This is a genomic window from Corynebacterium sp. HMSC071B10, from assembly GCF_001814825.1.
Taxonomy (GTDB): Bacteria; Actinomycetota; Actinomycetes; order Mycobacteriales; family Mycobacteriaceae; genus Corynebacterium.
Map to the genome: position 1 here is coordinate 44,893 of NZ_KV817997.1, position 25,120 is coordinate 70,012.

Here is a 25,120-nt window from a genome sequence, read left to right on the forward strand (position 1 = left end):
GTGATCCATCGCCTCCATGTACTCCGGCTCATCCAGCGTGCGGCCGTCCGGGGCGGCAAACACAAGGTTCACGCCCGGCGCGGTCGCGACGTTGCCCTCACCGGGGAAGTTCTCCTCCAGGGTGTCGAGCGCGGAGATCGCCGGGGTGCCGGAGATCGCAAACTCGGAGGTAAAGGGGCGCATGAGCGAGAGCGCTCCGCCCGCGGTGGCACCGAGGATGAGCAGCCAGGCCACAATGACCCGCCACTTGTGCAGGAACGACCATCGTCCCAGACGGAAGAGAAGCTTCGCCACAGATCACACGGCCCTTCGAGTGTTGAGGTTTAAAAACACGTGCAGGTACTCGGCCCATCATAGTGGGCGGCGCACGCAGGCTAAAGAAAAAGTGGCGCACCCCGGGCATTCGGGGTGCGCCACTGCATTTGGCGGTAGCGGCGGGATTTGAACCCGCGGAGGTTTTACCCTCACTCGCTTTCGAGGCGAGTACCTTCGGCCGCTCGGACACGCTACCGCCAAACAGAATAACGGTTAGGCGCGCCCGGCACCAAATCCTTGGCCGGTTTACTTGTCCTCGTCCAGCTTGTCCTGGACCTTGCCAGCGACCTCGTTGAACTTGTCCTTGACCGCCTCGCCTGCGTCCTCGAGCTTCTCGCGGACATCGCCGGAGAGCTGGTCAGCCTTGCCCTCGTTGGAGAGCTTCTCGTTATCGGTTACCTCGCCTGCGGCCTCCTTGGCCTTGCCCTTGAGCTGGTCTGCCTTCTCATCAAAACCCATGTCAATGCTCCTTTGCATTAGAAAGTTCGTTCTTTGCCCCACCCTACCTACGCCAACGCTCGCCGTGTGTAACGATTTGGCATCCGTAATTACCGCAGCTCGGCGAAGAAGTCGCCGAGCAGTGTGGCAGCCTCATCTGCCAACACCCCGCCGCGGACTTCGACGGTGTGGAGGTGGCGGGGGGTGCGCAGGGCGTCGAAAAGCGAGCCGACGGCACCCGTTTTCGGCTCCCACGCGCCGAAGACCAGCGATTTCACGCGCGCCCCGAGGATCGCCCCGGCGCACATCGTGCACGGCTCGAGCGTGACCACCAGCTCGCAGCCGTCGAGGCGCCACGTGCCGAGCTCGCGCGCCGCCGCCCGGATCGCCTCGACCTCCGCGTGGGCGGTGGGGTCGCCGTCTGCGTCGCGCCGGTTCACGCCGCGGCCCACCACCCGGCCGTCGGGGGCGTAGACGAGCGCGGCGACCGGCACATCGCCCGGCGGGGTCTCGGCGGCCAGCTCGAGCGCGGCACGCATGCGCGTCTCGGCCCGGCGCTGCGGCGCGCTAGTCGTCATCGCCGAGCGCGTCGGCCAGCTCGTCGCCGAAGCCCAGCTCATCGGCCAGCATGAAGGCGAGGTCCTCCGGGTCGGCGTCCTCATCAAGCAGCACGCTGAGCCGCTCGTTGGACAGGCCGAGGTCCTCAAAGAGGTCGAAGTCACCGTCGGCCCACGCGTCCACCATGTCCAGCTCGTCCGGGTCGATGTCCGGCACGTCCAGGCCCGCCTCGGCGAGCACTTCTTCGGCGAAGTCGTCGTCGACGGCCATCGTGGCGTCGGAAAGCAGCACCAGCGCCCGCGCAGGCCCGGGCCGCACCACCACCAGATAGTCGTCCTCCACGTTGAGCATCGCGAACGCGGGCCCCTCGTTGCGCAGGGCGCGCACCGCGCTTATCGACGCCCCCACGTCCCCAAACCTGTCCTCATACTCCCGGACCTGCCACGCGCCCTCACGCCGCGCCACTGTGACGGCCCAGCCGCCCGCGTAATCCTCGCTCATGCTCGCCCACAGTAGTCGGCACGCGGAGACAATGTCATTAGAATGAAGCGTGTGAACCAAAGCACCCGCCTCAAACCAGTCTGCATCATCGGCCTCGGGCTGATCGGCGGCTCCATGCTGCGCGATCTCGTCGCCCAGGGGCACACCGCCTACGGCTACACCCACTCGCGCAACGGCACCCGCGCCGCGCAGCGTGATGGCTTCGACGCGAGCAATTCGCTTGTCGACGTCCTTACGCGCGCCCAAACCGACGACGCCCTGATCGTCATCGCCGTCCCCTTCGACGCGGTCGCCGAGGTCCTCGACGCAATCCAGCTCCACGCGCCTGACTGCGGCATCACCGACGTGGTCTCGGTGAAGAAGCCTGTCTACGAGCTCGTGCTTGCCCGCGGCATGGGCGAGCGCTACGTGGGCGGCCACCCGATGGCAGGCACCGAGCACTCCGGCTGGGTCGCCTCCAAGGAGGGCCTGTTTTCTCACGCCGCGTGGGTAGTCACCTACGACTACGCCCTGGACGTCGACCGCGTGCCCGACTGCTGGTCCGCGCTGTTCGCCCAGGTGTGCAAGCTCGCCGCCGCCACCGGCGCGGAGGCCGTCCCGGTGCGTGTCACCCCCCACGACGAGGCCGTTGCCCGGGTTTCCCACCTGCCGCACGTGCTCGCCGAGTCGCTGGCGTTAGTTGGCGATAAGGGCGGCACGCTCGCCCAGTCGTTGGCGGCGGGTTCTTTCAAGAGCGCCACCCGCGTCGCGGGCACCGACCCAGCCCTGGTGCGCAACATGTGCGAGACCAACGCCGAATCCCTGGTCCGTGTGCTTGACGAGTACATCGACCTGCTTCAAACCGCGCGCCAGGACCTTTCCGGCCCGGCGCCTTCAATGAAGCAGCTTTCCGAGAACGGGCACCGCGCCTACACGCGTATGAATGCCCGCTCGGGCGCGCGACGCGAGTCGGTCTCCCCCATCAAGATCTCCTCGCGCCCGGTAATGCGCCTGCACCCCGGCGCACCGGGGTGGGTGCAGCAGCTCAAGCAGATTGAGTCGCTCGGCGGCCGCGTCGAGGTGTTCTAACCTACTCGTTCTCGCGGCGGCGGCCGAGGAAGATGTAGGCGCCGCCGGCGAGCAGCAGCAGGATGCCCAGGGTGATTACCGTGGTCATCGGCGTACCGGTCTCGGCGAGATCACCATCGCGGCTGGACTCGGACGTGGAGTCCGAGCCGCCCGACTTGTTGCTCACCGTCCGCTTAACCACGGAAGACTTCTTCGCCGCAGCGCTGGTGGAACGGCCGGTGGACACGCCGCCGGTCATGTTGGCGCGGCTGTAGCTCGGGCCAGGCGTGCTGGACGTGGCGCTGGTGCTGGTGCCCGTGCTCTTCGCACCGCCCGGTTTCGCTGCGCCGCCGAGCGCGCCACCAGCACCTGCGAGGGCGGCAACCGGGCCGAGGAACGTCTTCAGCATCGGCTCGACCTCCTTCATCACCTCGAGGATCTGCTGCGGCTTCGTCTTCTCCTTGTTGGAATTGGAGCGGCCCAACACGAGCTCGCCGGAGTTGTTCGAACGGTCAAACACCAGGCGACCGTTGTTGTAGCCATCCGGTGCCTCCTCCAGGGTGATGGAGACGTAACGGTCCGTGCTCTGCGGCAGCTCCGCGGTGGCGACACCGTCCGCATCCGTGATGCCGATGATCTTCTTGTCCGCCATCAGCACCGCACCTCCGACCGGGCTACCGCCTTCGGTCACGACGGTGATGCGCACGTCCTTCCGCGGGTACTCGGTGGCGTTGGAGGTCTCCTTGCGCAGGCGGATCTCTTCACCGTCCATGGAGCGATCCACGGTGAAGTAAGCGGCCTCGTAACCAGACGGCAAGTCCTTCTCATTCGCCTTCACGCGGATGGACTCTTCGCCCTCCGGAATAGTCAGGCGCACTTCGCCCTTGCTGTTGGTCTCGCCGATCTTGTCGTTGTTCTGGTCCATCACGGCGATGCCACGCAGGTCCTTGAAGTCCGCGTCCACCAGCTTGATCTTGACTTTCACGGCCGCGAGATCGGTTGCGGTGGGCGGGGTTGTCCCGGATGGCGTTGTGGTGGTGGTCGTTGCCCCAGTCGGCTCGGTCGGCTCAGTGGGCTCAGTTGGATCAGTGGTCTCGGTGGAATCCGTCGGCGTCTCCGTCGACGTCCCCTCCTCGTCCGCGTGGAACTGCACGCGCAGCGTGGTCTCGCCCGCGCTGACCGGGTGCAGCTCGCCGCCGGCGGCAACCTGCACGTCGCCGAGCTCTGCAGGCAGGGACAGGCGCGCCTGGCCCTCGCGGTCCGTCTTGGCGTAGATGGACGGATCCTCGTCCACGATGACGTCGTAGTCGCGCACGGCGCGGCCTTCCTCGTCGGCAACGGTGACGAGCACGTCGCGCGGGGCTGCGGCCGCAGTCGTCTCTGTATCCTCGGTGGCCTCAGTGGTCTCAACCGGCGCAACGGGAGCGGCCGGCGCAGCAGGTGCCTGCTGCACGCTCGGCTCGGTGGCCTCTGCGGGCTTGGTCTGCACGCTCGGAGACTTCGGCTCAGCGGCCTTGGACGGCTCTGCGGCAGGCGTCTTCGCCTCCGCGGTCGTGGTCTGCGGCTGCGAGGACGGGCGGTACCAGGCACCCGCGCGCAGACCCGCGAGGTTGAGGTAGTTCTCCGTAATGCTCTTTCCCTTGGCCGTAGCCACGAGCAGCGGGTTGGTGTCTACGTCCTTGACCTCGACGGTGCCAGCCTGATCGTCCGCGAAGACGAGGTTGCCTGCGCGGTTGGTGTAGGCGTAGTGCAGCTCGCCCAGCTTGGAGGCGTCCACGCCGCGCGCCACCTTCAGCGGGGCGGCACTCATGCGGCCGGAATCGACGTCCAGGGTCCACAGGTAAGGCTCGCCCTTAGCCTCGTCGGAGCTGACCGCGTAGAGGGTGTCCGCGTCGCCGTCGCTAATCGAGCCCCATGCGCGCGGCAACTCCGCATCGGTCTTGCCGTTGACCGCAAGCTCCTGGGAGTCGAACTTCAGTGGGCCGTCGAAGGGGGTACCGGATGCGTCCCTCGACAGATCGAGCGTGTGCAGCGTATCGCCAGCGTCCAGCACGAGGGTGCCGGTGCGGGTGAAGGCGGCGGAGGTGGTGGAGGGGTCCAGCGCCCCGTCGACAAGCACCTTGCCCAAATCACGCAGCTCACCCGTGATCGGGTGGATGCGCAGCAGGTGGCCGGCGGGCTTACCGGCACCGCCCTTGGACAGGGCGTAGACGCGGTCGTTGACCGGGTTGAGCGCGAGTGCAGTGTACGCCCAGCCCGCCGAGGCGAAGTGCGCGGCGTACGAGCCAGAACCGGCCGGGTCCTGCGGCGCGGACTTCGGCGCGAGGTCCGCCAGTTGAGAGAGCAACGACGGCTGCTGCGCGGTAGCGACGGGGGTGATGGCGAACGTGCCAGCGACCGCCGCCGCGAGCGCGACGCAACTCAGCTTGCCGGTGTGCTTGCTCAATGTCATGTGGTACCTCTCAACGATCTGCAATTTTCTTGCACGGCTCAATCGGGCGCATCCAGCCCAAACCATTACTAATGTATCCGTGTTGGCAGCTGTTCTCAATACACAACGCCGCCAATTTTCAAGCTGTACAAACGCTAAAAGCCCGCCGCTTAGCGACGGGCTTTCAGACGTGCTCCCTGGCTGGACAGAGAGTAGGCGCAGACTAGGCGTTGACCGGGGAAGGCTCAGCCGCTGTCTTCAGCTCCTGGCTCTTCTCGCCGTCCTTATCCTTGTCCTTGCTGTCCTTGTCCGAGCTGCCGCCACCCTTGCTGCTGCTCAGGTCCTTGCCGGACTCGCAGGCGGCGTAGGTCAGGCCGAGCGCCAGGGCACCGAGGCCGATGATGCCGACTGCCAGCACTGCGGCCGGGACGGCCGGGTCGATCTCCGCCAGCTGGCGGGAGATCTGGTTCATCCACGCCGGACGCTGGATGTTCAGGCTCGGCATCGCCTTGTTGAACTCGGCTGCCGCAGCGTTGAACTGGTCCTCGAACAGCACTGCCGCGCCGCCCATCGCCGCGATCAGGATGCCGATCGGGATCAACCAGGTCGCCGGGTTGGACACCGAGGAGGTCTCGCTGATGCACTTGCCTAGCGAGCTGCCGTCGGCCGGCGACTCCTCCGGGAACTCAAGCGGGCGATCGAGCAGGAGGTACTCGACGTTCTCCGTGTCGTTGTCGCCGCTGATCTTGAGTTCCTTCGTCTCCAGCAGCGCGCCGATGCCGTTGTCGTTCTTCTCCGGATCCAGCGGTTCCGCAAGAATCACACCACCCGGGTTGCGCATCTGCAGGATGTAGGCACCCTCGCGCACGCCCTTGAATTCGAAGCTGCCATCGCTCAGGCTCGTGGTGCCAACCGCAGGCTGGCCGTCGCGCGACTGCAGGGTGATATCCATGCCGCCGTACGGTTCGTCGCCGTCATCGAGCTTGCCGTTCTTGTTGGAGTCGATGTACAGCTTGCCCAGGAGATCGGAAACCGCAGGCAGAGCCGCGCCTTCCTCGACCACGATGTGAGCGTTGCCGTCGATGTTCTCCTTCGGGGAGATCACCAGCAGGCCGGAAGGATCGTCGCCGTAGTCCGGCTCCTCCTCGAAGATCCGAGAGCGCTTCGGCGCCGGCGGTGCCTCACCGGAGGCCTCCGCCGCGTTGTGGTGGCGGGTGCCCGGCTTCAGCGGGGGCAGCACGCCCTTGAACACGGCGCGCTCGCCCGGCAGCAGGGTGCCGGTGAAGCCCTTCGGCGGGATGATCTTCATCGGCCGGCCCTTGCCCGGGTTGTCCGGGTCGAAGTCATCCTTGTCGCCCTCGTAGATCATGTCGGTGACCTTCACGTTCTCCATGCGGGTGGAACCGGTGTTGACCACCTCGTAGGTGAAGTAGAGGTTGCGTTCAGCCGCCATGCGGACGGCCTTCTTCGGGTCGCTCGCGATCTGCGCGTTGACCTTCTTCATCAGCGACATGTCCATAAAGGTGAGGTATGCCTCGTCCGGGGTGGAGGCGACCATGGCACCTTCAGACCCGTCCTCGTTCTTGAGGAAGCCACGGGCGACTGCGATGTTTGCAAACGCACCACTGCCGAACGGCGGCTTCATCACCGCAGTGAACACCTTGGTCTCGCCCGGCTGCAGCGTACCGTCCCAGTTCTCCGGTGCCTTGATCGCAGGCCCCGCGAAGGGGTCCTCAATCTTCACGTTGTGCACCGGCTCATCGGAATCGTTGGTCACCACGAAGCCGTAGATCAGGTCCTCGTTCGTCGGCAGCCCCGGAGCATCCTCCGGCGTATCCGCGTCCCAACCCAGCACACGCTTCTTCAGGTCCAGGGTCTTCTCCGTCAGGTTCACCGTCGGCAGTGCGACGTCGTTCTTCGGGCGAACCGGAATGTACATCGGATCCACTTCTTGGACGCCCTCCGGGGTGAAGACCTCGACGACAGCGTCGCCCGGAATGACGTCGAGCTTGTAGTTGCCGTTCTCGTCCACCGGGACTTCCTTGGTATCACCGTGGGAGTCGGTGACCGTGACAACCACACCATCGATCGGGTTGCCGTTGCCATCAACGACGGCACCCTTGATCTCCGAGCGCGGAGCCACGACGTTAATCACGCCCTGGTGTTCCGGCTTGTCCTTCGTCACGTTGACGTTCTTCGGCCAGCCCTCCGGCTTGTCCCAGCCCTCGGGCAGCTCGAGATCAATCTCGTAGTCGCCCTCCGGCAGCACATCGGTGGTAAAGCGGCCGTTCTCGTCCACGGTCACGGCAGGCAGGGTATCGATCGGGTTACCGTCCGGATCCGTGTCCGTACCCTTGCCGCGAACGATCACGGTAGCGCCCGGGATCGGCTCGTTCTTCTCGTCGACAAGCCAGCCGTTGATCGTGCCCGGCTCGCCCTTGTCGCTCTCGTCGAGCTTCTTCACCGACGACGGGGTCGTAATGCGCCCGACGTCTGTGGTTTCACCACGGTTGACCTCAACCGTCTTGTAACGCGGGGTGCGATGGCCCTCGCCAGGCGTGACGATGAGGGTGTACTTGCCCTCCGGCACGTCCTCGACGACGAAGTTGCCGTTCTCATCAACGTTGATGTCGATGATGGTGCCGTCCTCGCCGCGCAGCTTCGCGGTCGTGCCCTCTACCGGCTCGCCGTTTTCATCGGCGATGCTGCCGGTGACACGCCCGGTCGGCGCGTCCTCCGGAGCGTCTGTCTGTCGATCCAGGTCAATAAACGCATCCGTCTGCTCGTTGCGCTTGATCGTGACCGTCGCGTCCTGCTCCGGTGCGATGAAGGCGCTACCAGCAGGCGGCGTGGTGCGCACCGAGTAGGTGCCCTCCGCCAGCTGGCCCCTGGCCTCACCGTTTTCGTCCGTGACGTAGGAGCGCTGATCCTCGCCCTGCGATACCACAACGACCGCCTTAGCGACGGGCTTCTGCTGATCCTTGGAACGGACAACCACGCGGAAGGTGCCCTGTGGGGCCTCATCCTTGACCAGGTTGATCCGGCCAATGTCGCGGTTCTTTCCAACCTCGACCTTCACGCGCGGCTGGCCTTCGGCCTTGTAGCCGTCAGCACTGGCGATCACGGAGTACTCGCCGGCGGGCAGCTCCTTCGCGGAGAAGCGCCCCTTCGCATTCACGGTCGCCGGGTAGGCCTCGCCGGACTCACGGTGCTTCAGCGCTACCGTCGCTCCGTCGACGACCTCGCCGGCGGTATCCAGCACCGCACCGGACACGGATCCGACCTGCGGTGCCTCCGGCGTCTTGTTGACCTTAAAGTCTGCGGTTGCTGTCTTGCTGCGCTCGACAGGAACCTCCTGCGTCTCCGGTGCGTCGTAGCCCTGCGGCACCGTGGTCACCGCGACCTCGTAGCGGCCAACAGTGCGGTTACCTGCGCGGTACTTACCCTCTGCGTTGGTGGTCGCGGGAGTTTCCGCACCATTTTCCAGGTTGCGGATGCTCAGCTCGACGCCCTCGAGCGCGTTGCCTTCGCCATCGGTCACGGTGCCCTCGATGGAGCCAACGGTGGAGGTCAGCTCGATCTTGCCCAGGTCGACGCGCTCTGCCGCACCAACCTCGAAGATCTGGCCCGAGTACGGCTCGTAGAACTCCGGCGACTGGACGCGCAGTGTGTGTTCACCTGCGTCTACCGACACCTGGAATTCGCCCTTGCCGTTAACCGTAAGGGGCGTGCCCTCTGTCTCACCGGCAGCGACAAGCGTCAGCGTGGCGTTGGTGATGGCCTTGCCAGTATCGGCATCCACCACTTGGCCGCGCAGCGTGCCTGCCATGCGGCCCATGGTCAGCGTGACCGGGTCCGGGAACTCGCCAGCCACGACCGTGAATTCCTGGGAGTCACCTGCGTGGGTGTCGGTCTTCTCGACGGCGGCGGTGTACGTGCCAGGCTTAACATCCGTCACCGAGAACGTGCCGTCCCCGCCCGTGGTCTCCGTCGCAATTACGGTGCCCTGCGCGTCGGTGATTTTAACCTCAACGCCCTCGATGACCTGGTGGGCATCGTCCGACACCTGGCCAGTCACCGTGCTCTTGCTTCGGTTCACTTCGAGCTGCGCGGTTGCCGTCGCGCCCGGCTCGACCGTAAACGCGCTGGCCGCGGCACCGTACTCCTTGGTCGGGGCAACTTCGACCCGGTAGCTGCCCGGGCGCAGGTTGGAAACCGTAAAGGTGCCCTCAGCGTTCGTGGTGACCTTCTCCTCAACGCCGTCGCCGTAGATGGTCACGCTCGCGCCTTCGACAGCCACACCTTCTTCGTCGACAACCTTGCCCTCCACGCTGCCGTCAGCGCGGCTGACACGGAGGTCACGGTTACCCTTCGCAGCAGGTTCGACCTGCGCGTTTTCCGACGCCGCACCGTACTTCTCGGTCCCGACTACCTCGACGAGGTACTCGCCGGGGCGAATGCCCGCAAACTCGTACACGCCGTCATCGTTTGTGTCGGTGGAGCCGATCTCCTTGCCTGCGGCGTCCTTCAGCACAACCTTCGCGCCGGAAACGGCCGTGCCGGTGTCGTCGGTGACTTGGCCACCGAGGGAACCGTCGTTGCGCTTCAGCTCCAGATCGCCTGTCGACGCTGCGTTCGGACGCACCGTCACCTCGGTGGAGTCGCCACCGCGAGTATCGGTCGCATCGACCTTCGCAGTGAAGGTTCCCGGTGGGACCCCAGGAATAGCGTACTTACCGTTGTCATCAGTGGTGGCGGTTGCGGACCACACTTCCTTGTTACCGCTGCGGCGGTTGCCGTCGAGCTTGACGGTCGCGCCAACGACCGGAGCGCCGGCGTCGTCAAGCACAGTGCCCTCGACGCGGCCATCGGTCGGCGGCACGCCGACGTTCAGCGCTTCCCGGCTGTCCTCCACGATCGAGTTGAGGTCGCCGGATGCCTGGCCGTACTCGTCGGCAGCGAGCACCTTGTAGGCGTAGCGGCCCGGCGGGACGTTCTCTATGCTGACCTCGCCGTTGGCGTTAGTCTGCTTTTGCTGCTTGAAGCCCTTGCCAGTGACCTCGACAGTGGCACCCTGGATGGGTTTGCCCAGGTCGTCAAAGACACGGATCTGATATGCGCCCTGGAAGCGACGCACCTCGATGTCCTTCGTGGCCGTCTGGCCCGGGGCAACGTTGACCTCTTCGCTCTTCGCATCAGTGAGCGCAGTCTTCGCGACCGTCACCGTGTACTTGCCTGCGACAAGGTCGCCGAGCTCGTACTTGCCACCGGAAATGGTGACTTCCTTGTTGAACCCGTTGGGACCGGTGACGCGGGCCTTGCCGTCAGCAAGCACCGTGCCACCATCGTCCTTCACGGTGCCGATAATCGTGCCGCTGTCACGAGCAACCTGGAGGTCGACGGTCCGAGTCTTTTCAGGCTGGATCTCGACTGACTTCGAGGCACTCGAGTACTTTTCCTGGTCGCTGCGGGCGACGGTAACCGTCACATTGCCCTTGCTCAGGCCCTCAATTCGGTACTTGCCGTCCTTGCCAGTGGTCGCGCTCTTGTTGCCCGCCGTGACCTTGGCGCCAGCAACCGGCTTGCCAAAGTTGTCGGTGACCGTGCCCTCTACGTTGCCAGGCTCGCTGGCCAGGGAGATGCTCAGGTCGCCGGTCTTGCCCGGCTCAATGTTGACCTCGGCGGACTGCTTCTCCTTGTACGAACCTGGCTTGGCTGCGATGGAAGCCGTATACGCACCGTGGTCGAGGCCCATGATCGTGAAGCGCCCCTGGCCATCGGTCCTCGTGCTGAAAGTCTTCCCGGTCGCCTTTTGCGTCACCGTGACGTCGACGTTCTTGAGCTGTTCCCTGTCCAACGTCACCAGGCCGGTTGCCGTCACCGTTTTGTAGACCATCTGCAGGCCGAAACGCTTGGATTCACCCGGTTTGACGTCGATGTTCGCGTCTGTCCGGCCGCCCTGGAAGCGGTCGCTCTCGACAACTTCGATGGCGTACGTTCCGGCCTCTACGCCAGCAAAACTGAAAGTACCGTCCTCGGAGGTCGTCGCTGTACTGACGACCCTCTCCTTGCCGTCCGCGTCCTTACCCCAAAGCTTAAGCTCGACATTTGCAGGTTTTTCATCGGAGCCTACGACGGAACCCCACCCAGAGAGGGTCGCCTTGTTCTTGCTTACCTTGAAGTCTTGATTGGCGTCGCGTTCCGGCTGGACATTCAGCTGACCGCCACCGGATCCGTACGCCGTAGACCCCTTCACCTCAACGGTGTAGGTACCCGGCTTCAGACCCTCGAAACGGTAGTTGCCTTCCGCATCAGTTTTCACAGTCTTTTCGGCCTGCCCATTACCGCTGAGCTTCAGCTCCGCGCCGCTAACTGGATTGTTCTGCTCATCCAGCACTCGGCCCGTCGCGTTGCGGCGGTGAAGGTTTACAAAAATCTGATCCAGGTTCTTGTTGTCACCCGGCTTCAAGGTCACCGATGCATTGGTGCCAACAGTCCGATCAGTCGCCGCTACCTCGACGGTGTACTGCCCGTCAGGGATGTTGGTGATGCTGAAATAGCCATTGGAATTCGTCCGTCCCTCAAGGTTGGCCCCCGGAATCCTTACTTCGGCGTTGCGAACTGCGTTCCCGTCCTCGTCCTTGACCCAGCCGTACACCGACGCCTTCTGGGCAGTCAACGTGAGGTCGTGGGGCTCAGCCGTATTGTTCCGCAGGGGGAACGTCGAAGTGGTCTGCCCGGTGAAACCGCCGGTGTCGTGGACTTTGAGCTTGTAGTCCCCGATTGGCTTGTCTGCGAAAGTAAACGTCTGACCACGACGCACGGACCTATGTTCAAGGTAGTTGCCGTTTGCGTCTTGGAGCTCAACTCGTGCCTCGCCGATAAAGCTCACAGGTGCGTTCAGCTTGCCCGTTACGGTGCCAGTTTTTGCTGCTACCTGTACTTCTGCAGCGGCGCTTTTACCTGCGATGACTTTGACGGTTGTGGATCCACTCCTCGTCGTGTCGGTTTCGCCGACCTTGACTGTGTAGCTACCTTCCTTCAGGTCGGGGATGGAAAGACGACCGTCATTCCCGGTCGTACCGTAAGATTTCCCATCAATCTTAATTTCGGCACCTGAAACACCGGAGCCGCCGGAAGTCACGTAGGCGTTGACGGTTCCCGTCTGTGGCGCTACCGAAAGCGTCCCGTACCCCTTATGCGACATTCTTGGCTCCGGCGCATTACTCAGTCGCTCGCCGAAAACCACTAACTGGCTTGTCGCCGTTCCATAACGGCTCCCCGACAGTGTTAATGCCCCAGGAAGGTTCAGCGTGATATAAGAGCCATCGCCCTTACCTTCAACCTTGTAAACCTCCCCAGAGACAGAGGTCCCCCGATAGATGTTTTCCACCCACACGTAGTACTCATACGACTTCTCAAAGTCTTTGTAATCCCCCGTGGCTGGCTTTTTTAAAGTAATGGTGTTTACAGAGAGGTCCCGGGTCCCGTCGTTACGCAACTGTGCGCGCCAGCCCTTCACCCCGGAATCATAGAGTTTTTTCAGAACCTCCGGCGCACTTCTGCGCTCGGCTTTTGTCCAGCGTTTAAACGGAAGCCTATCCAACTCCGCGATGTAACGCAGTGTCGTGCCCTCTTGCGCCTGGGCCTCCGCGACAGGCAAAGCACTCTCCCCTACCGGTGTCGGAAGTGCAGGGACGGCCATGCCGCCAATTGCGAGCGAAAGCGCTGTCGCCGAGGCGATGACGGTCCTTTTCATTCCGGAAAACAGCCCGCGTGATGGCTTGGGGGTTCCGCGCATAGTTGTCTCCAATACGTAAGGTTGCACTTAGGTTTTTACGAGAGCTGGGAAAACTCTTTACAATTCTTATAGATTCTAATGCCGTAGACAGGCGTATGCCAACTTTTGGACTTAAGTCCACTCTTAGGCTGCGCTAATATAGCTTTCGCCGCCCAAGGCCCCCCGACATGCAAAAACCCCGCCGGAGCGGGGTTTCTGATCTGTGCGCCCGGAGGGATTCGAACCCCCAACCTTCTGATCCGTAGTCAGATGCTCTATCCGTTGAGCTACGGGCGCTTGTTATCAAAGCTCTGCGTTGACAACGAAGAGATACTTTACACCGCAACCTCGCAAGCACCAAAACCCCATTGCAACACTACTTTTAGCCACCTTTTTACCCGTCACCCCAGCGACGCTACCCAGGCGCCCGGGACAGAAAATTTTTCGCGATACCCTACTGAAATTGGCAAGAAGGTGATAGAAACATTGGGGTAAGCGAAACCGGACGTTGGCAATAGCTCATCATTCGCTGCCCACCTACACATAAAGGAAGGTCACATGGCCATTTTTTCTCGCGGCGTTGCTGCAAGCGCCCTCACTCTCGCCCTTGTGGCTCCGTCGATCGTAGTGCCGCAGGGCGTTGCGGAGGATCTGAGCACCGCCGCAACGACGACAGAAACCACCACAGGTGCATCCACTACCACCAGCCCGGCCTCCGAGCCGGCGGTGATCGATTGGAACTCGCGCCATGCCGTAACCTTTACCGGCGATGCTCCGGCAGTAGTAGAAGGCTTCATGCTGCCTGCTGGCTCAACTATCACGGCAAACACCTCCACTATTTTCAACTGGCAGGTTGAAGCAAATGAGGACGGCTCAGTGGCGCTGTCGCGCCCATCCGCAGATCTTTCTTTCACCGAAGGCGAAAAGGATGTTGCTGTCACTGTGACGCTGCCTGGTGGGAAGGAAATCAAGAACACACTGAAGGTCACTGTCGCTAAGCGTGCTTCAGACGCCCAGGGGACAGATCCCGACCTCGCGCGTCGCTACGAGACGGAAAACTTCTGGAACGAGGACACCGCCGCGATCAAGGGGCTTCAGGTTGACCCGAACTACACCTTTACCCCCACCGCAAACACCATCTTCAACTGGAACTTTGTGAACGACAACGGCACCCTAAAAGTGAAGCGCCCACAGTCCGCAGCAGCTTTTAAGAAGGGCGACGTTTCGATTCCCGTCAAGATCACCCGCGGTGACGGTTCCTCCTACACCTCTACCTTGAACCTTTCGGTGATTGACGAGATGCCGAAGGCAAAGTGGGAAAACGACTTGCCAGACTTTGGCGGCGTCTACGACGTTGACTTCGAGGGCAACATCACCAAGGTCATCGACGATTTTGATCTGCCAGAAGGCGTGTCGGTGGAAAAGAAGGGGCTCAGCCCTCTGGGATGGGGTGTAGCAACCCAAGGTGGAAAGATCCAGGTGACGGCACCGAATAACTTCATCCCCGGCGTCTTCACCATTCCGGTTGTGTTCAAAGACGGCAAGTCGGAAGTCGAGCGCACCCTGCGCATCAGCGCGAAGAACCCGGCCACGCCCAGCGGCACAATTGCTGACAAGGTCGCCGATTTCATTGGCAAGGTCGGTGGCGGTCTGCTCGGCGGGCTCACCGGCGGCGCAGGCGGCGCGGGCGGCGGTGGCCTGAACATCCTGTCCAACAACGGCAATCCGAACATCATCATCACGGACAACGCCAAGGCCGAGATCAAGGACAACCTGTCCAACAACGGCAACCCGATCATTACGGACAACGCCAAGGCCACCGTCGAGATCAAGGACAACCTTTCCAACAATGGCAACCCGGTGATTACAAATAACTTCAACCCGCACGACAACGGGAACAACAACGGCAGCCCGGACATCAAGATCTCCGACAACTTCAACCCGGTGGTCACCGACAACGCGAATGTCGAGATCAAGGACAATGCCAACAACAACGGCAGCCCTGACATCAAGATTTCGGACAACGTCAAGATCTCTGACAACGCGAAGGCCACCGTCGAGATCAAGGACAACATCAACCCGCACGACAACGGCAACCCGGAAGTAAATATCTCCGACAACGCCAAGGCCACCGTCGTCATCACCGACAACGCAAACGTCGATATCAAGGACAACGCCAATAACAACGGCAACCCGGACGTGAAGATCTCGGACAATGCAAACCCGAAAGTCGACATCAAGGACAACGGCAACCCGGATGTAAAGGTCTCCGACAATGCCAAGGCCACCGTTGTCATCACCGACAACGCGAAGGTCGACGTCAAGGACAACGCCAACAACAACGGCAACCCCGACGTGCAGGTCGAGGGTATCCCGGGCTCCTCCGGTGGTTCCTCCAAGCCGGGCGGTCAGGCAGGTCAGGGCGGCCCGACCGTGGACGCGAACGTGGGCCTGCAGCGCGGCTCTTCCGACCCGCGCTGCGTCGCCACCCTGGTCGGCGTAGGCCTGCCGCTGCTGGCCATCATCCCGCTCGCGCTGTCGACCCAGCTCGCGACTCCCGGCCTGGGCGCTGTGGGCAACCAGCTGAGCCGCGCGCTTACCGACGCCGCACGTGCCGCCGGCACCACCCCGGAGGCTCTCGCCGGCATCGGCGGCGGTGTGCTCGGCCTGTTCGCTGCGATCGTCGCGATCGCAGGCGGCGCCAACTGCATCCCGAACGTCGACAGTGCCGCGGTCTCTCTCGGCTCGGCAAAGCCTGCCCCGGTTGTGCCGACTGAAACGACCGAAGAGGCTACTCCCACCGAGGAGCAGTAGTCGAACAAACGACAAACCCCAGCTCACAAACACTGTGAGCTGGGGTTTTTGTTTGGTGCGCCCGGAGGGATTCGAACCCCCAACCTTCTGATCCGTAGTCAGATGCTCTATCCGTTGAGCTACGGGCGCGGTGGCGGAGACGACAGGATTTGAACCTGCGGCCCTCCGCAAAGAGGGCAACTCCTTAGCAGGGAGCCCCATTCGGCCGCTCTGGCACGTCTCCAGGCCTTTGCTCATCCTACCCAGTGCGCCCGCGACTTCCAAATAAGGCCCGTATAGTGGGCCGCATGAAGCTCAACACTGACCTCAAAGCCGGTGTCGCTACTCGCAGCGACCTGGGACCCGCCGCAGCTGACCGCGCCGATTGGATCGTGTGGGCGCTCGTCGACATCGAGTCCTTCTCGCCCCGCCTGCTTCTCGACGCCCCCTTGTACCTCTCCCCCAAACACGCCGCACCCGAGCGCCTGCACGCAGGCACGCTGCTCCTCGGCGTCCCGCTCGGGCAGTTCCCCGGCGCGGATCTGGACGGGGTGGACCCGCGCCACCCGGGCAACGCTTCGGTCACCCCTACCGCGCCACTGAAACTTTCCGACGTTGCGTGCATCGTTGGCGTCGAGCGCGCAACGGTCAGGCGCGCGCAGGACGCACTGCGTGACACAGAACTCTCGCCCCAGTTCCATACCACCCCGGAACTCTTCTAAGCCCAGCTACACTGTGGGGCATGACACATCTTCCCCGCCCTGACATCGACGCCGACGGCCTGCTTGAGTACTCGGTCGTCTTTACTGATCGCTCGCTGAACCACATGTCGCAGAAGTTCATCTCCGCCGCCCAGGAGATGCTCACGCTACTGACTTCTACCTACGGTGCCGATTCGGCCGCGCTTGTCCCCGCGGGCGGCACCGGCGCGATGGAGGCGGTGGCGCGCCAGCTCTTCCGCGGCAAGAAGGTGCTCATCCTACGCTCCGGCCTGTTTACCTTCCGCTGGAGCCAGATCATCGAGGCGGGCAAACTTACTGATTCCGTCCACGTGCTCAATGCGCAGCCGACCAGCCAGGATGCGCAGCCTGCTTTTGCGCCTCCGGCGTTGGAGGAGGTGCAGCGTGCCGTCGATAAGCATGCCCCCGACGTGATTGTCACCGCGCACACGGAAACCGCCGCGGGCCTGAGCCTGCCGGACGACTACATCTCGGGCCTGGGAAGCATTGCGAAGGCGCACGGCGCGCTGTTCGTGCTCGACTGCATCGCGGCGGGCGCGGCCTTCCCCGACATGGCGGCGCAGGACATCGACGTGCTGGTCTCCGCGCCGCAAAAATCGTGGTCCGGCTCCCCTGGCACCGGTTACGTCATGCTCTCGGAGCGCGGCCGCGAGGCGGTGCTTTCCAGCGACTCGGACTCGTTCACCCTGGACTTAAAGAAGTGGCTCGCGATTTTCGACGGCTACCGCGCAGGCCAGGCCGGCTACCACTCCACCCTGCCCACCGACACGATCCTGCACAACCTGGAGGTCATGAAGGAGTCGACTGAGGTCGGCCTGGACACGCTGGCAAGGAACCAGGAGACACTCGGCCGACTGGTCCGCGAGGCTGCCTACGAGCGCGGCTACCGCTCCGTGGCAGCCGACGGCTTCGAATCGAACGGCGTGGTCGTGCTGTACGCGAACACCCCCGAGCAGCAGTCGGGCGCGGCCTTCACACCCCATGGCCTGCAGATCGCCTCGGGCGTACCACTGAAGATTGGGGAGGCGGAGGACTTTTCCACCTTCCGCATCGGCCTGTTCGGCCTGGATAAGTGGGCCGACCCGCAGGCCGCAGCCCAGCGCTTCATCGACGTGCTGGACGCGCTTTAAAGTAGTTGGCGGAGACGAGGGGATTTGAACCCCTGGAGGTGTGACCCTCGCCGGTTTTCAAGACCGGTGCATTCGGCCGCTCTGCCACGTCTCCAACGGGTGCAAAGTCTACCGTATGGGCCCAAAGACTCCGTTATCCTGGGTGGGCATGAAAGCAATTGCACTGACAGACCCAGATAATCCCCGCTCGCTCGCACTGACTGACGTGCCGGAGCCTTCGCTTGACGACGGCACCGTGCTCGTCCGCGTCACCGCCGCCGGCGTCAACCGCGCCGACCTCGTCCAGGCGCAGGGCAAGTACCCACCGCCGAAGGGCGAGCCGGAGACCATCGGCCTGGAGTGCGCCGGCGTGATCGTGGACCCGGGCACCACGGACCGCAAACAAGGCGAAGAGGTCGGCTGCCTGCTCGCCGGCGGCGGCTACGCCGAGTACGTGGCCGTGCCGGAAGGCCAGCTCACGCCGAAACCCAAGAACCTGAGCCTGGAAGAAACCGCCGCCGTGGTCGAGGTGGCCTGCACCGTGTGGTCCAACCTGGGCATGGTCGCTGGGCTTCAGGCGGGCGACAAGGTGCTCATCCACGGCGGGGCCGGCGGCATTGGCTCCTTCGCCATCCAGCTGTGCAAGGCGCTCGGCGCGGAGGTCGCCGTGACCGCGGGCAGCGAGGAGAAGCTCGACTACTGCCGCGAGCTGGGTGCCGACATCGGGATCAACTACCGCACCCAGGACTTCGCGGAGGAGCTGAAAGGCTGGGCCGACATCATCCTGGACGTGGTCGGCGGCGCGTACCTGGAGCAGAACATCAAGTCGCTGGCTGTCGACGGCCGCCTCGTCGTCATCGCGCTGCAGGGCGGACCCAAGGGGACCCTGTCGCTGGGGCGGATGATGCCGCGCCGCCAGTCCGTCCACGCCACCACCCTGCGCGCCCGCCCGCGCCCGATGAAGGCGCGCATCGTCGCCGACACCGTCGAGCACGTCTGGCCGCTCATCGAGTCCGGAAAGATCGCGCCAAACGTGACCAAGACCTTCCCGCTCGCCCAGGCATCTGAGGCCCACGACTACCTCGATTCCGGCGCCCACACCGGAAAAGTCGTGCTCACGGTGGGTGAGTAACTTTTCGCCGAAAAGTTAGGCCAGCGACGCGACGGTGCGGATGAGCTGCTCGATGTCGGTCTCGGTGTTGAAGGGGCCGAGCCCGATCGTCACCGCGCCGCCCATTTCGTCGACGCCCATGTCGGTGAGCAGCTGGCTCGGCCGAGCCAGGGTCGAGACGATCCCGTGGGCCAAGAGCCGCTGGTGCACCATTGCCGACGGCACGCCCTGCACCCCGAACATCAACCGGGGAATCCGCTCAATCGCCGAGCCTTCCGCCGCCTCGCCGGACACGCCGACAATGTGCACGGCAGGCAGGGTACCCAAGAACGTATCCAGGTCCTCGCGCAGCCGGTCAAAGTAGGTGGCGGTCTGCCCCATCGAATGTGTCAGGCGGTTGCGGCGGGTGGGTCTTCCCTGAGCGCCTTCGACCAGCGAGGCGTAGTGCTCCACCACCGCGGGCACCCCGCCCGCAAGCCCCGCGGAGACCTCCATGTCGAGGGCCGCCGCGTCAAGGCGCCCAAACATCGCCTCGTCACGGAAGACGAGCGCGCCCAGCTGCGGCCCGCCGAGCTCCGAGAGGTCAACGGCGAGGATGTCCGCACCCCAGGCGTCGAAGGTGATCGGTTTGTAGGGGGCGTAGGACGTGACGTCGACAAGCACCCAGGCCCGCGAGCGCTCCCGCACCCGCTCCACGATCTCACCCACGCCGATGATGGTGCCGAGCTCGGGGTGCGCCGCGGGTACGGAGACCAGGCGCGTCGCGCCGTCGACAAGCTCGGCGAACTGCCAGGCGGGCAAATCGCCCGTGGCGAGGTCGGCCTGCGCGAACCTCGTGGGCGCGCCAATACGGCGCAGTTCCTCCGTCAACTGCGGGCGGTCCACCCGGTTGAGCACGAGCGCCGAATCGTGCCGGAAGAGGGGCTTGAGCGCCACCGCCAGCGACATATACAGCGCAGGCAAGCTCGGGCCGAGGACGACGCGCCCCGGCGTCGCCCCCACCAAGTCCGCGACCGCAGACCGCGCCTGCTGCACGTAGGACTCGCCCTCCGGACGCCCCAGCGAGACCCGAGAATGCGAACCCGAGCCCGGCTCCGGCGGCGCGACCGAGGCAGACAGGCGGAACGAGCGGGCCACCGCCGCGGACACCCGCTCCGGGATCTGCGGCGCATCATGGGCGTTGAGGTAGGTCCAACCGTCACCCAGCGAGGTGTACAGCCCGCGCACACTCGCAACATCGAACGCCATGCCACACCCCTCTACTTTGCATCGACGGCATGAGAACGCACCCAATTATGCCCGGTTGTCCCCCGGCGCGCACACTGCCTGCTCCGGGGCGAAAAGCTGCAAAGCGGACAGTTGACGCTAGGGTGAGAAAGGTGCAGGACTTTCAACAACTCCGCGCGGACGTCACGCGCATGACCAGCGACGCAGACCACGACACCCCACCGTCAAAGTCGAAGACGGTGGGCATGGCCTTCCACGACCTCGTTCGCGGCTGGGGCCAATACGAGCTCTGGCTGCAGCTGGGCTGGCAGGACATCAAGCAGCGCTACCGCCGCTCCACGCTCGGGCCGCTGTGGATCACCATCGCCACCGGCGTGATGGCGCTCGCGCTCGGCCTGCTGTATTCCATGCTCTTCCAGATCGAGGTCCGCGAGTTCCTCCCGCACGTCACCGTCGGCTTCATCGTCTGGGGCTTCATCTCCGGGTGTATCAAGGACGGCGCGAACGTATTCATTGAGAACGAGGGGCTGATCAAGCAGCTACCCTCCGCCCTCTCCGTGCATGTTTACCGCCTGGTGTGGCGCCAGCTGCTGTTCTTCGCCCACAACATTGTCATCTGGGTGCTGCTGGTCATCATCTTCCGCATCCCGCTGACCTGGCAGACGCTGCTCGCGGTGCCCGCGATGCTGCTGCTCGTGCTCAACGGCGTGTGGGTGACCATGCTCTTCGGCATCATCGCCACCCGCTTCCGCGACGTCGCACCCCTGCTCGAGGCGCTCGTGCAGCTGCTCTTCTACGTCACTCCGATCGTGTGGACCACCCAGACGCTCAAGGAGCAGGGCGGTGAGGTGGCCCAGCGCGCCCTGCTCGCAGAGATCAACCCGCTCTACCACTACTTGGAGATCGTGCGCGCCCCCATGATCGACCAGCCGGTGGCCGCCTACCACTGGGGCATCGTCGGCATCTGCACCGTCATCGGCCTGGGCATCACCCTGCTGGCGATGCGCCAGATGCGCTTCCGCGTGCCGTACTGGGTCTAAGAAGGAGTCCACAAATGGTTTCTATCGACACCTACAACGCCTGCGTCGACTTCCCCATCTTCGACGCCAAGTCCCGCTCGCTGAAGAAAGCCGTCATGTCCTCGGCCGGCGGCAAGATTGGCAAGAACGCCTCCAACACCGTGGTCGTCGAGGCGCTCAAGGACATCAACCTGCACCTGCGCGAGGGCGACCGCGTCGGCCTCGTCGGCCACAATGGCGCCGGCAAGTCCACGCTTTTGCGCCTGCTCTCCGGCATCTACGAGCCGACCCGCGGGGTTGCCGACGTCCGCGGCCGCGTCGCGCCCGTCTTCGACCTGGGCGTCGGCATGGACCCGGAGATCTCCGGCTACGAGAACATCATCATCCGCGGCCTCTTCCTCGGCCAGACCCGCAAACAAATGAAGGCAAAGATGGACGAGATCGCCGAGTTTTCCGAGCTCGGCGACTACCTCAGCATGCCGCTGCGCACCTACTCCACCGGCATGCGCGTGCGCCTCGCGCTCGGCGTGGTCACCTCCATCGAGCCCGAGATTTTGCTTCTCGACGAGGGCATCGGCGCCGTCGACGCCGCCTTCATGGCCAAAGCACGCGTCCGGCTGGCAGAGATGGTGGAGCGCTCCGGCATCCTGGTGTTCGCCTCGCACTCCAACGACTTCCTCGCCCAGCTATGCAACACCGCCCTGTGGGTGGACAAGGGCGAGATCCGGCAGGCGGGCCTGGTCTCGGACGTAGTGGGCGCCTACGAGGGGCCGGAAACCGGCGAGTACGTCGCGGAGCTGGTGGAGCGTTTCCACGGGGACCGTCGATAAGCTGCCGGCAATCTATGACGACATCATTCCATTTTGTGGCGTTTCCCCAGGAGCGGGTGGAATCGTTACAAAGTTATTCCGAGCCGCTTGACGACGACTTCTTCAACCACCGCTGCCGCAGTTGCCAATGAGACGCTCGTGAACCTCAGGGGCGCCCACTGTTCGGCAACGAGCATGGAGTTGATGTAGGCGTCTTTCTTCCATTGGCGGTCTTCACCGTGGTGGGCGCCGTCGTACATCACGCCGATCCGGGGTTCTTTGATGGCGAGGTCCAACGTGGTGACGATCTCCTTCCCACGCCGAACAACCACCTGTTCCTGCAGGGTAAGGCCATATTTTTGGATGACGTCGCCGAGCAGCAACCGGAGTTCCGTTTCCTTCGGCGAGTCCGCGTAGGGACTCGAATGCGCCAGGACATCGCAGATCCAGCGTTGATTGAGTTGGCTCCTTGCGGCACGGAGGACTCTTGCGGGGTCGAGGCCCAGGTGGCGCCGGGAGGCGTCAACAAGCTGGATAGCCCGTACCGTGCGCCGGTCGAGTCCTTCGATAGCCTGCACGTGCCACGCCACCTCCTCCCGCCACAACAGCCTGAGCGACTGCACCAGCGCAGCATGCGGCTCACTCGCGCGAAGTTTCCAGCCGCTGTGCCTCAGGTCCCAGACTTCGCCCACCGCGCCAGTTTGCCGAACTATCGACGGCCGGTGCGCCCCCGCCGCCTGATGCTCGCGGCAGTTTTTGTCCATGAGCACGGTGTCCTGCCCCTCGACAAAGAACGGCAAACCGTACAACGCGAGCGCCCCAAACCCCACCACCACGGTGCCGGGGCGGTCGATGGCGAAGGCCAGCGCGCGGTGCACCGCCCTGACCGGGTAGGCAACCCTTTCGGGGTGGCGGGCGGCGTTGGCTCGAACTTCCTCTGGCGGCAGAACGTCGCGTAGGAGAACGCCAAAGCGGTCGGTGATCTGTGCCAAGGGCAGGTTGATGTCGCCCAGAAGACCGCTTTTGACCTCGACCTCCATGCCATCGTGCAAACGCCTCATACCTTGTTAGACGTTGCGCACCCCGCGCCGGTTCCCTCGCTGCGGGAAAGACAGGGCACAATACACAGCATGAAGCACGCGCACAATGCACTGTTGGATCCGAATGGCACGACCGCGGCGGTAATCGTGACGCATCAGCGGGCCGAGTTGTTGCGGCACTCCCTCAACCAGGTGGCGGGGCAGACGCACCCGGTTGACTGGGTAATCGTGGTGGATAACGGCGCAGAAGACCATGTCAGGGAGATGGTCACTGCCCTGGACAACGGGGTCTACCTGCCCAGCCACACGAACTTGGGCGGCGCGGGCGGTTTCGCCTACGGCTTCCTCCACGCGCTCGCGCTCGGCGCGGACGCGATCTGGTGCGCGGATGACGACGGCCGCCCAGCCGACGAGCACGTCCTCGCCGAGCTCTACCGAGTCGCCGAAGCACACGAACTGCACGAGGTCAGCCCGATCGTGGCGAATATCGACGCCCCCGAGAAGCTCGCCTTCCCGCTGCGCCAAGGCACGGTGTGGCACCGGCGCGTCGACGAGCTGGAGGGCGACTTCCTCCCCCAGTACGCCTCGCTGTTTAACGGCGCACTGATCAGCGCGAAAGCCATGGAGCGCATCGGCGTGCCGGACTACCGCCTGTTTATCCGCGGCGACGAGGTGGAGTACCACCGCCGCCTCGCACAGTCGGGGCTGAAGTACGGCACGGCGCTGACCACCAGCTACCTGCACCCGGACGGCTCCGGCGAGTTCCACCCGATCATGGGCGGGCGCGCGCACGCGCAGTGGCCGGATAACCCCACGAAGCGCTACTTCACCTACCGCAACCGCGGCTACATCATTAACCAGCGCGGGATGAAGAAGATGCAGCTGCAGGAGGTAGTCCGCTTCGGCTGGTTCTTCCTCATCGAGCGCAAGAACCCGCGGGAATTCTTCCAGTGGCTCAAACTGCTGCGCCGCGGGGCGCGCGAGGACTTCCGCCGCTCCTAGCGCGGGTCCTGCTCGGCGATGATCTTCGTCTCTTTCCTAAAGATCACGCGACGCTGCAGCACGAAGTTGGTCACGGTGGCCACCCCCTGCGCGATGACGAAGGAGATGCCGTCCTTCCACGGGTTCGTGTCAATGCCCATGGCGATCAGCGGGCCCTCCGTCCAGCGGTAGAGCAGGATCTGCACCACAAACGTCACCGCGTAGAGGAAGAAGACCGCGCCCGCCTTCTTGGCGTTGACCTCGGCCTGGAAGGCGAACCTGGAGTTGAGCAGGTAGGCGATCAGCGTGCCGAAGACCCAGCCAACGGCTTTGGCCATGTCACGCTGAGTGCCGACGAGCTCAGTGAGCGAATACGTGATGCCAAAGTCAATGACCGCGCAGCCGATACCGATGATTAAAAACGGCACGAGCTGCTTGAATACTGCGGAAGAGGAAGACACGGCCGCTTAGTCTACCCGTGGAGCAGCTCGCGCAGAATTTCCAGCCGATCCACCGCCGACAAATCTCCCACGAACGCCTCGCCCGCCCGGCTCAGCGTGAACACCTCGTCGGCATCGGTGTCCTCCCAGCCCAGGGCCCGCATGAGGCTGAGCACGAGGCGTCGCGTCGTCGGGCAATCCTCAAAACACGCCATCGCCAGCACATGGACCCAAAAAGCATCGCTCGTTTTGCCTCTCGACGCCGGAACGAGCCCCGCCAACCGCGCCCGCTCCCCCGCCGGCAGCGTTCGCTCCCCATCCGCGAGCACCTGCAGAAGCGGCACGAAGTCGAAGGACTCGGCGCGCCTGATGACGTCGCGCACCTCGGGTCTCACCGTGCTTCCTATAAAGTCCAGGTCCACCTCGTTGCCGGCGAAGGACCCGTCGCCCGCGACGCAGACGGGGCCGTCGCTACCGCCGGGGTAGACGTCGGCAAGCAGCATGGTGAACTGCCACAGACCCCAGGTGAAGGTGGCGGTGTCGCCGGGGGACGTAAGCACGTCGACAAGCAGGCCCTGGCTTGGCGAGCCGACCGTCTCCGTGATGCCGAAGAGGGCGGCGACGAGCTCGCGGCACTGCTCGATCGTGGTGGACGAGTCGAGGCCGACCCAGCGGTAGACCTCCTCGTCAGAGGTAAGCGCAATACGCACCATGAGCGTGGCGCCGGGTGAAAGTTGAATCACCGGCGCCAGGTGCTCCGTGTACAGCGTGCTGCCCATGG

17 protein-coding genes, 5 tRNA genes and 1 pseudogene are annotated in these 25,120 nt (G+C 64.0%); 8 read left to right on the forward strand and 15 right to left on the reverse strand.

Translation table 11 applies throughout. The annotated features are described in order from the left end of the window. From HMPREF2990_RS03855 to HMPREF2990_RS03875, 5 genes and pseudogenes are all read right to left on the reverse strand, one after another. A pseudogene (locus HMPREF2990_RS03855) lies at positions 1-294 on the reverse strand (MMPL family transporter); the annotation flags it as partial. A gap of 129 nt (positions 295-423) precedes the next feature. Next, positions 424-511 (reverse strand) — tRNA-Ser (locus HMPREF2990_RS03860). 50 nt (positions 512-561) lie between these two features. Next, positions 562-774, reverse strand: a complete 213-nt coding sequence (locus HMPREF2990_RS03865; RefSeq protein WP_070762793.1) for a CsbD family protein — start codon at positions 772-774, stop codon at positions 562-564. Between the two features lie 89 nt (positions 775-863). After that, a complete protein-coding gene (locus HMPREF2990_RS03870; RefSeq protein WP_246817423.1) occupies positions 864-1,331 on the reverse strand; it encodes a nucleoside deaminase in 468 nt (155 codons plus the stop codon). Beyond that, positions 1,321-1,812, reverse strand: a complete 492-nt coding sequence (locus HMPREF2990_RS03875) for a tRNA adenosine deaminase-associated protein (RefSeq protein ID WP_070762794.1) — start codon at positions 1,810-1,812, stop codon at positions 1,321-1,323. Before HMPREF2990_RS03875 ends, HMPREF2990_RS03870 begins: the two co-directional genes overlap by 11 nt. Positions 1,813-1,854: 42 nt before the next feature. Here HMPREF2990_RS03875 and HMPREF2990_RS03880 point away from each other — a divergent pair, with 42 nt between their 5' ends. Beyond that, entirely contained in the window at positions 1,855-2,880 is a 1,026-nt protein-coding gene (locus tag HMPREF2990_RS03880; RefSeq protein WP_070762795.1) for a prephenate dehydrogenase, read from the forward strand. A gap of 1 nt (position 2,881) precedes the next feature. Here the strand turns inward: HMPREF2990_RS03880 and HMPREF2990_RS03885 are convergent, their stop codons facing one another. From HMPREF2990_RS03885 to HMPREF2990_RS03895, 3 genes are all read right to left on the reverse strand, one after another. Beyond that, the gene (locus tag HMPREF2990_RS03885; protein ID WP_168167120.1) at positions 2,882-5,311 is read right to left on the reverse strand and encodes an LPXTG cell wall anchor domain-containing protein; all 2,430 of its coding nucleotides are present in this window, start codon (positions 5,309-5,311) and stop codon (positions 2,882-2,884) included. Between the two features lie 202 nt (positions 5,312-5,513). Further along, positions 5,514-12,497, reverse strand: coding sequence for a carboxypeptidase regulatory-like domain-containing protein (locus tag HMPREF2990_RS03890; protein WP_168167121.1), 6,984 nt, complete (start codon positions 12,495-12,497; stop codon positions 5,514-5,516). Positions 12,498-13,294: 797 nt separating this feature from the next. After that, positions 13,295-13,367, reverse strand: a tRNA-Arg gene (locus HMPREF2990_RS03895). Between the two features lie 261 nt (positions 13,368-13,628). On the opposite strand from HMPREF2990_RS03895, the gene HMPREF2990_RS03900 reads away from it, so the two are divergent. Further along, positions 13,629-15,884, forward strand: coding sequence for a hypothetical protein (locus HMPREF2990_RS03900; protein ID WP_070762798.1), 2,256 nt, complete (start codon positions 13,629-13,631; stop codon positions 15,882-15,884). A gap of 53 nt (positions 15,885-15,937) precedes the next feature. Here the strand turns inward: HMPREF2990_RS03900 and HMPREF2990_RS03905 are convergent. After that, a tRNA-Arg gene (locus tag HMPREF2990_RS03905) sits at positions 15,938-16,013 on the reverse strand. A gap of 2 nt (positions 16,014-16,015) precedes the next feature. After that, positions 16,016-16,107: transfer RNA gene (locus HMPREF2990_RS03910), tRNA-Ser, on the reverse strand. Positions 16,108-16,171: 64 nt separating this feature from the next. On the opposite strand from HMPREF2990_RS03910, the gene HMPREF2990_RS03915 reads away from it, so the two are divergent. Further along, a complete protein-coding gene (locus HMPREF2990_RS03915; protein ID WP_070762799.1) occupies positions 16,172-16,585 on the forward strand; it encodes a hypothetical protein in 414 nt (137 codons plus the stop codon). A 20-nt stretch (positions 16,586-16,605) separates the two neighbouring features. Next, complete coding sequence (locus HMPREF2990_RS03920; RefSeq protein WP_070762800.1) at positions 16,606-17,733, forward strand: aminotransferase class V-fold PLP-dependent enzyme; 1,128 nt, start codon at positions 16,606-16,608, stop codon at positions 17,731-17,733. A 6-nt stretch (positions 17,734-17,739) separates the two neighbouring features. Here the strand turns inward: HMPREF2990_RS03920 and HMPREF2990_RS03925 are convergent. Next, positions 17,740-17,827: transfer RNA gene (locus tag HMPREF2990_RS03925), tRNA-Ser, on the reverse strand. 54 nt (positions 17,828-17,881) lie between these two features. Here HMPREF2990_RS03925 and HMPREF2990_RS03930 point away from each other — a divergent pair. Further along, positions 17,882-18,844, forward strand: coding sequence for an NAD(P)H-quinone oxidoreductase (locus HMPREF2990_RS03930; protein ID WP_070762801.1), 963 nt, complete (start codon positions 17,882-17,884; stop codon positions 18,842-18,844). A gap of 15 nt (positions 18,845-18,859) precedes the next feature. On the opposite strand, the gene HMPREF2990_RS03935 is transcribed toward HMPREF2990_RS03930, so the two are convergent. Further along, positions 18,860-20,071: an aminotransferase class V-fold PLP-dependent enzyme gene (locus tag HMPREF2990_RS03935; RefSeq protein ID WP_070762802.1), complete on the reverse strand. Its 1,212-nt coding sequence runs from the start codon at positions 20,069-20,071 to the stop codon at positions 18,860-18,862. A 170-nt stretch (positions 20,072-20,241) separates the two neighbouring features. On the opposite strand from HMPREF2990_RS03935, the gene HMPREF2990_RS03940 reads away from it, so the two are divergent. Continuing rightward, on the forward strand, positions 20,242-21,090 hold the full coding sequence (locus tag HMPREF2990_RS03940) for a galactan export ABC transporter permease subunit Wzm/RfbD (protein WP_070762882.1): 849 nt from the start codon (positions 20,242-20,244) through the stop codon (positions 21,088-21,090). 14 nt (positions 21,091-21,104) lie between these two features. Further along, a complete protein-coding gene (locus HMPREF2990_RS03945; RefSeq protein ID WP_038587698.1) occupies positions 21,105-21,899 on the forward strand; it encodes a galactan export ABC transporter ATP-binding subunit Wzt/RfbE in 795 nt (264 codons plus the stop codon). Positions 21,900-21,964: 65 nt separating this feature from the next. Here HMPREF2990_RS03945 and HMPREF2990_RS03950 read toward each other — a convergent pair whose 3' ends face one another. Next, positions 21,965-22,918 carry a hypothetical protein gene (locus HMPREF2990_RS03950; protein ID WP_070762803.1) on the reverse strand — a complete coding sequence of 318 codons (954 nt, stop codon included), beginning with the start codon at positions 22,916-22,918 and terminating at the stop codon, positions 21,965-21,967. A gap of 90 nt (positions 22,919-23,008) precedes the next feature. Here HMPREF2990_RS03950 and HMPREF2990_RS03955 point away from each other — a divergent pair, with 90 nt between their 5' ends. Continuing rightward, positions 23,009-23,920 carry a galactofuranosyltransferase GlfT1 gene (locus HMPREF2990_RS03955; protein ID WP_070762804.1) on the forward strand — a complete coding sequence of 304 codons (912 nt, stop codon included), beginning with the start codon at positions 23,009-23,011 and terminating at the stop codon, positions 23,918-23,920. Here the strand turns inward: HMPREF2990_RS03955 and HMPREF2990_RS03960 are convergent. Both HMPREF2990_RS03960 and HMPREF2990_RS03965 read right to left on the reverse strand, forming a co-directional pair. Further along, on the reverse strand, positions 23,917-24,360 hold the full coding sequence (locus HMPREF2990_RS03960; protein WP_070762805.1) for a GtrA family protein: 444 nt from the start codon (positions 24,358-24,360) through the stop codon (positions 23,917-23,919). The genes HMPREF2990_RS03955 and HMPREF2990_RS03960 overlap by 4 nt on opposite strands. Before the next feature lie 11 nt (positions 24,361-24,371). After that, positions 24,372-25,118 carry a hypothetical protein gene (locus HMPREF2990_RS03965; protein WP_141757794.1) on the reverse strand — a complete coding sequence of 249 codons (747 nt, stop codon included), beginning with the start codon at positions 25,116-25,118 and terminating at the stop codon, positions 24,372-24,374. Positions 25,119-25,120: the final 2 nt, after the last annotated feature.

Excerpts from the sequence above, each read along its gene's own strand:
- HMPREF2990_RS03865 (WP_070762793.1), bottom strand. The coding sequence starts at position 774 with ATGGGTTTTGATGAGAAGGCAGACCAGCTCAAGGGCAAGGCCAAGGAG.
- HMPREF2990_RS03870 (WP_246817423.1), bottom strand. The coding sequence starts at position 1,331 with ATGACGACTAGCGCGCCGCAGCGCCGGGCCGAGACGCGCATGCGTGCC.
- HMPREF2990_RS03875 (WP_070762794.1), bottom strand. The coding sequence starts at position 1,812 with ATGAGCGAGGATTACGCGGGCGGCTGGGCCGTCACAGTGGCGCGGCGT.
- HMPREF2990_RS03880 (WP_070762795.1), top strand. The coding sequence starts at position 1,855 with ATGAAGCGTGTGAACCAAAGCACCCGCCTCAAACCAGTCTGCATCATC.
- HMPREF2990_RS03885 (WP_168167120.1), bottom strand. The coding sequence starts at position 5,311 with ATGACATTGAGCAAGCACACCGGCAAGCTGAGTTGCGTCGCGCTCGCG.
- HMPREF2990_RS03890 (WP_168167121.1), bottom strand. The coding sequence starts at position 12,497 with ATGTCGCATAAGGGGTACGGGACGCTTTCGGTAGCGCCACAGACGGGA.
- HMPREF2990_RS03900 (WP_070762798.1), top strand. The coding sequence starts at position 13,629 with ATGGCCATTTTTTCTCGCGGCGTTGCTGCAAGCGCCCTCACTCTCGCC.
- HMPREF2990_RS03915 (WP_070762799.1), top strand. The coding sequence starts at position 16,172 with ATGAAGCTCAACACTGACCTCAAAGCCGGTGTCGCTACTCGCAGCGAC.
- HMPREF2990_RS03920 (WP_070762800.1), top strand. The coding sequence starts at position 16,606 with ATGACACATCTTCCCCGCCCTGACATCGACGCCGACGGCCTGCTTGAG.
- HMPREF2990_RS03930 (WP_070762801.1), top strand. The coding sequence starts at position 17,882 with ATGAAAGCAATTGCACTGACAGACCCAGATAATCCCCGCTCGCTCGCA.
- HMPREF2990_RS03935 (WP_070762802.1), bottom strand. The coding sequence starts at position 20,071 with ATGGCGTTCGATGTTGCGAGTGTGCGCGGGCTGTACACCTCGCTGGGT.
- HMPREF2990_RS03940 (WP_070762882.1), top strand. The coding sequence starts at position 20,242 with ATGACCAGCGACGCAGACCACGACACCCCACCGTCAAAGTCGAAGACG.
- HMPREF2990_RS03945 (WP_038587698.1), top strand. The coding sequence starts at position 21,105 with ATGGTTTCTATCGACACCTACAACGCCTGCGTCGACTTCCCCATCTTC.
- HMPREF2990_RS03950 (WP_070762803.1), bottom strand. The coding sequence starts at position 22,918 with ATGGAGGTCGAGGTCAAAAGCGGTCTTCTGGGCGACATCAACCTGCCC.
- HMPREF2990_RS03955 (WP_070762804.1), top strand. The coding sequence starts at position 23,009 with ATGAAGCACGCGCACAATGCACTGTTGGATCCGAATGGCACGACCGCG.
- HMPREF2990_RS03965 (WP_141757794.1), bottom strand. The coding sequence starts at position 25,118 with ATGGGCAGCACGCTGTACACGGAGCACCTGGCGCCGGTGATTCAACTT.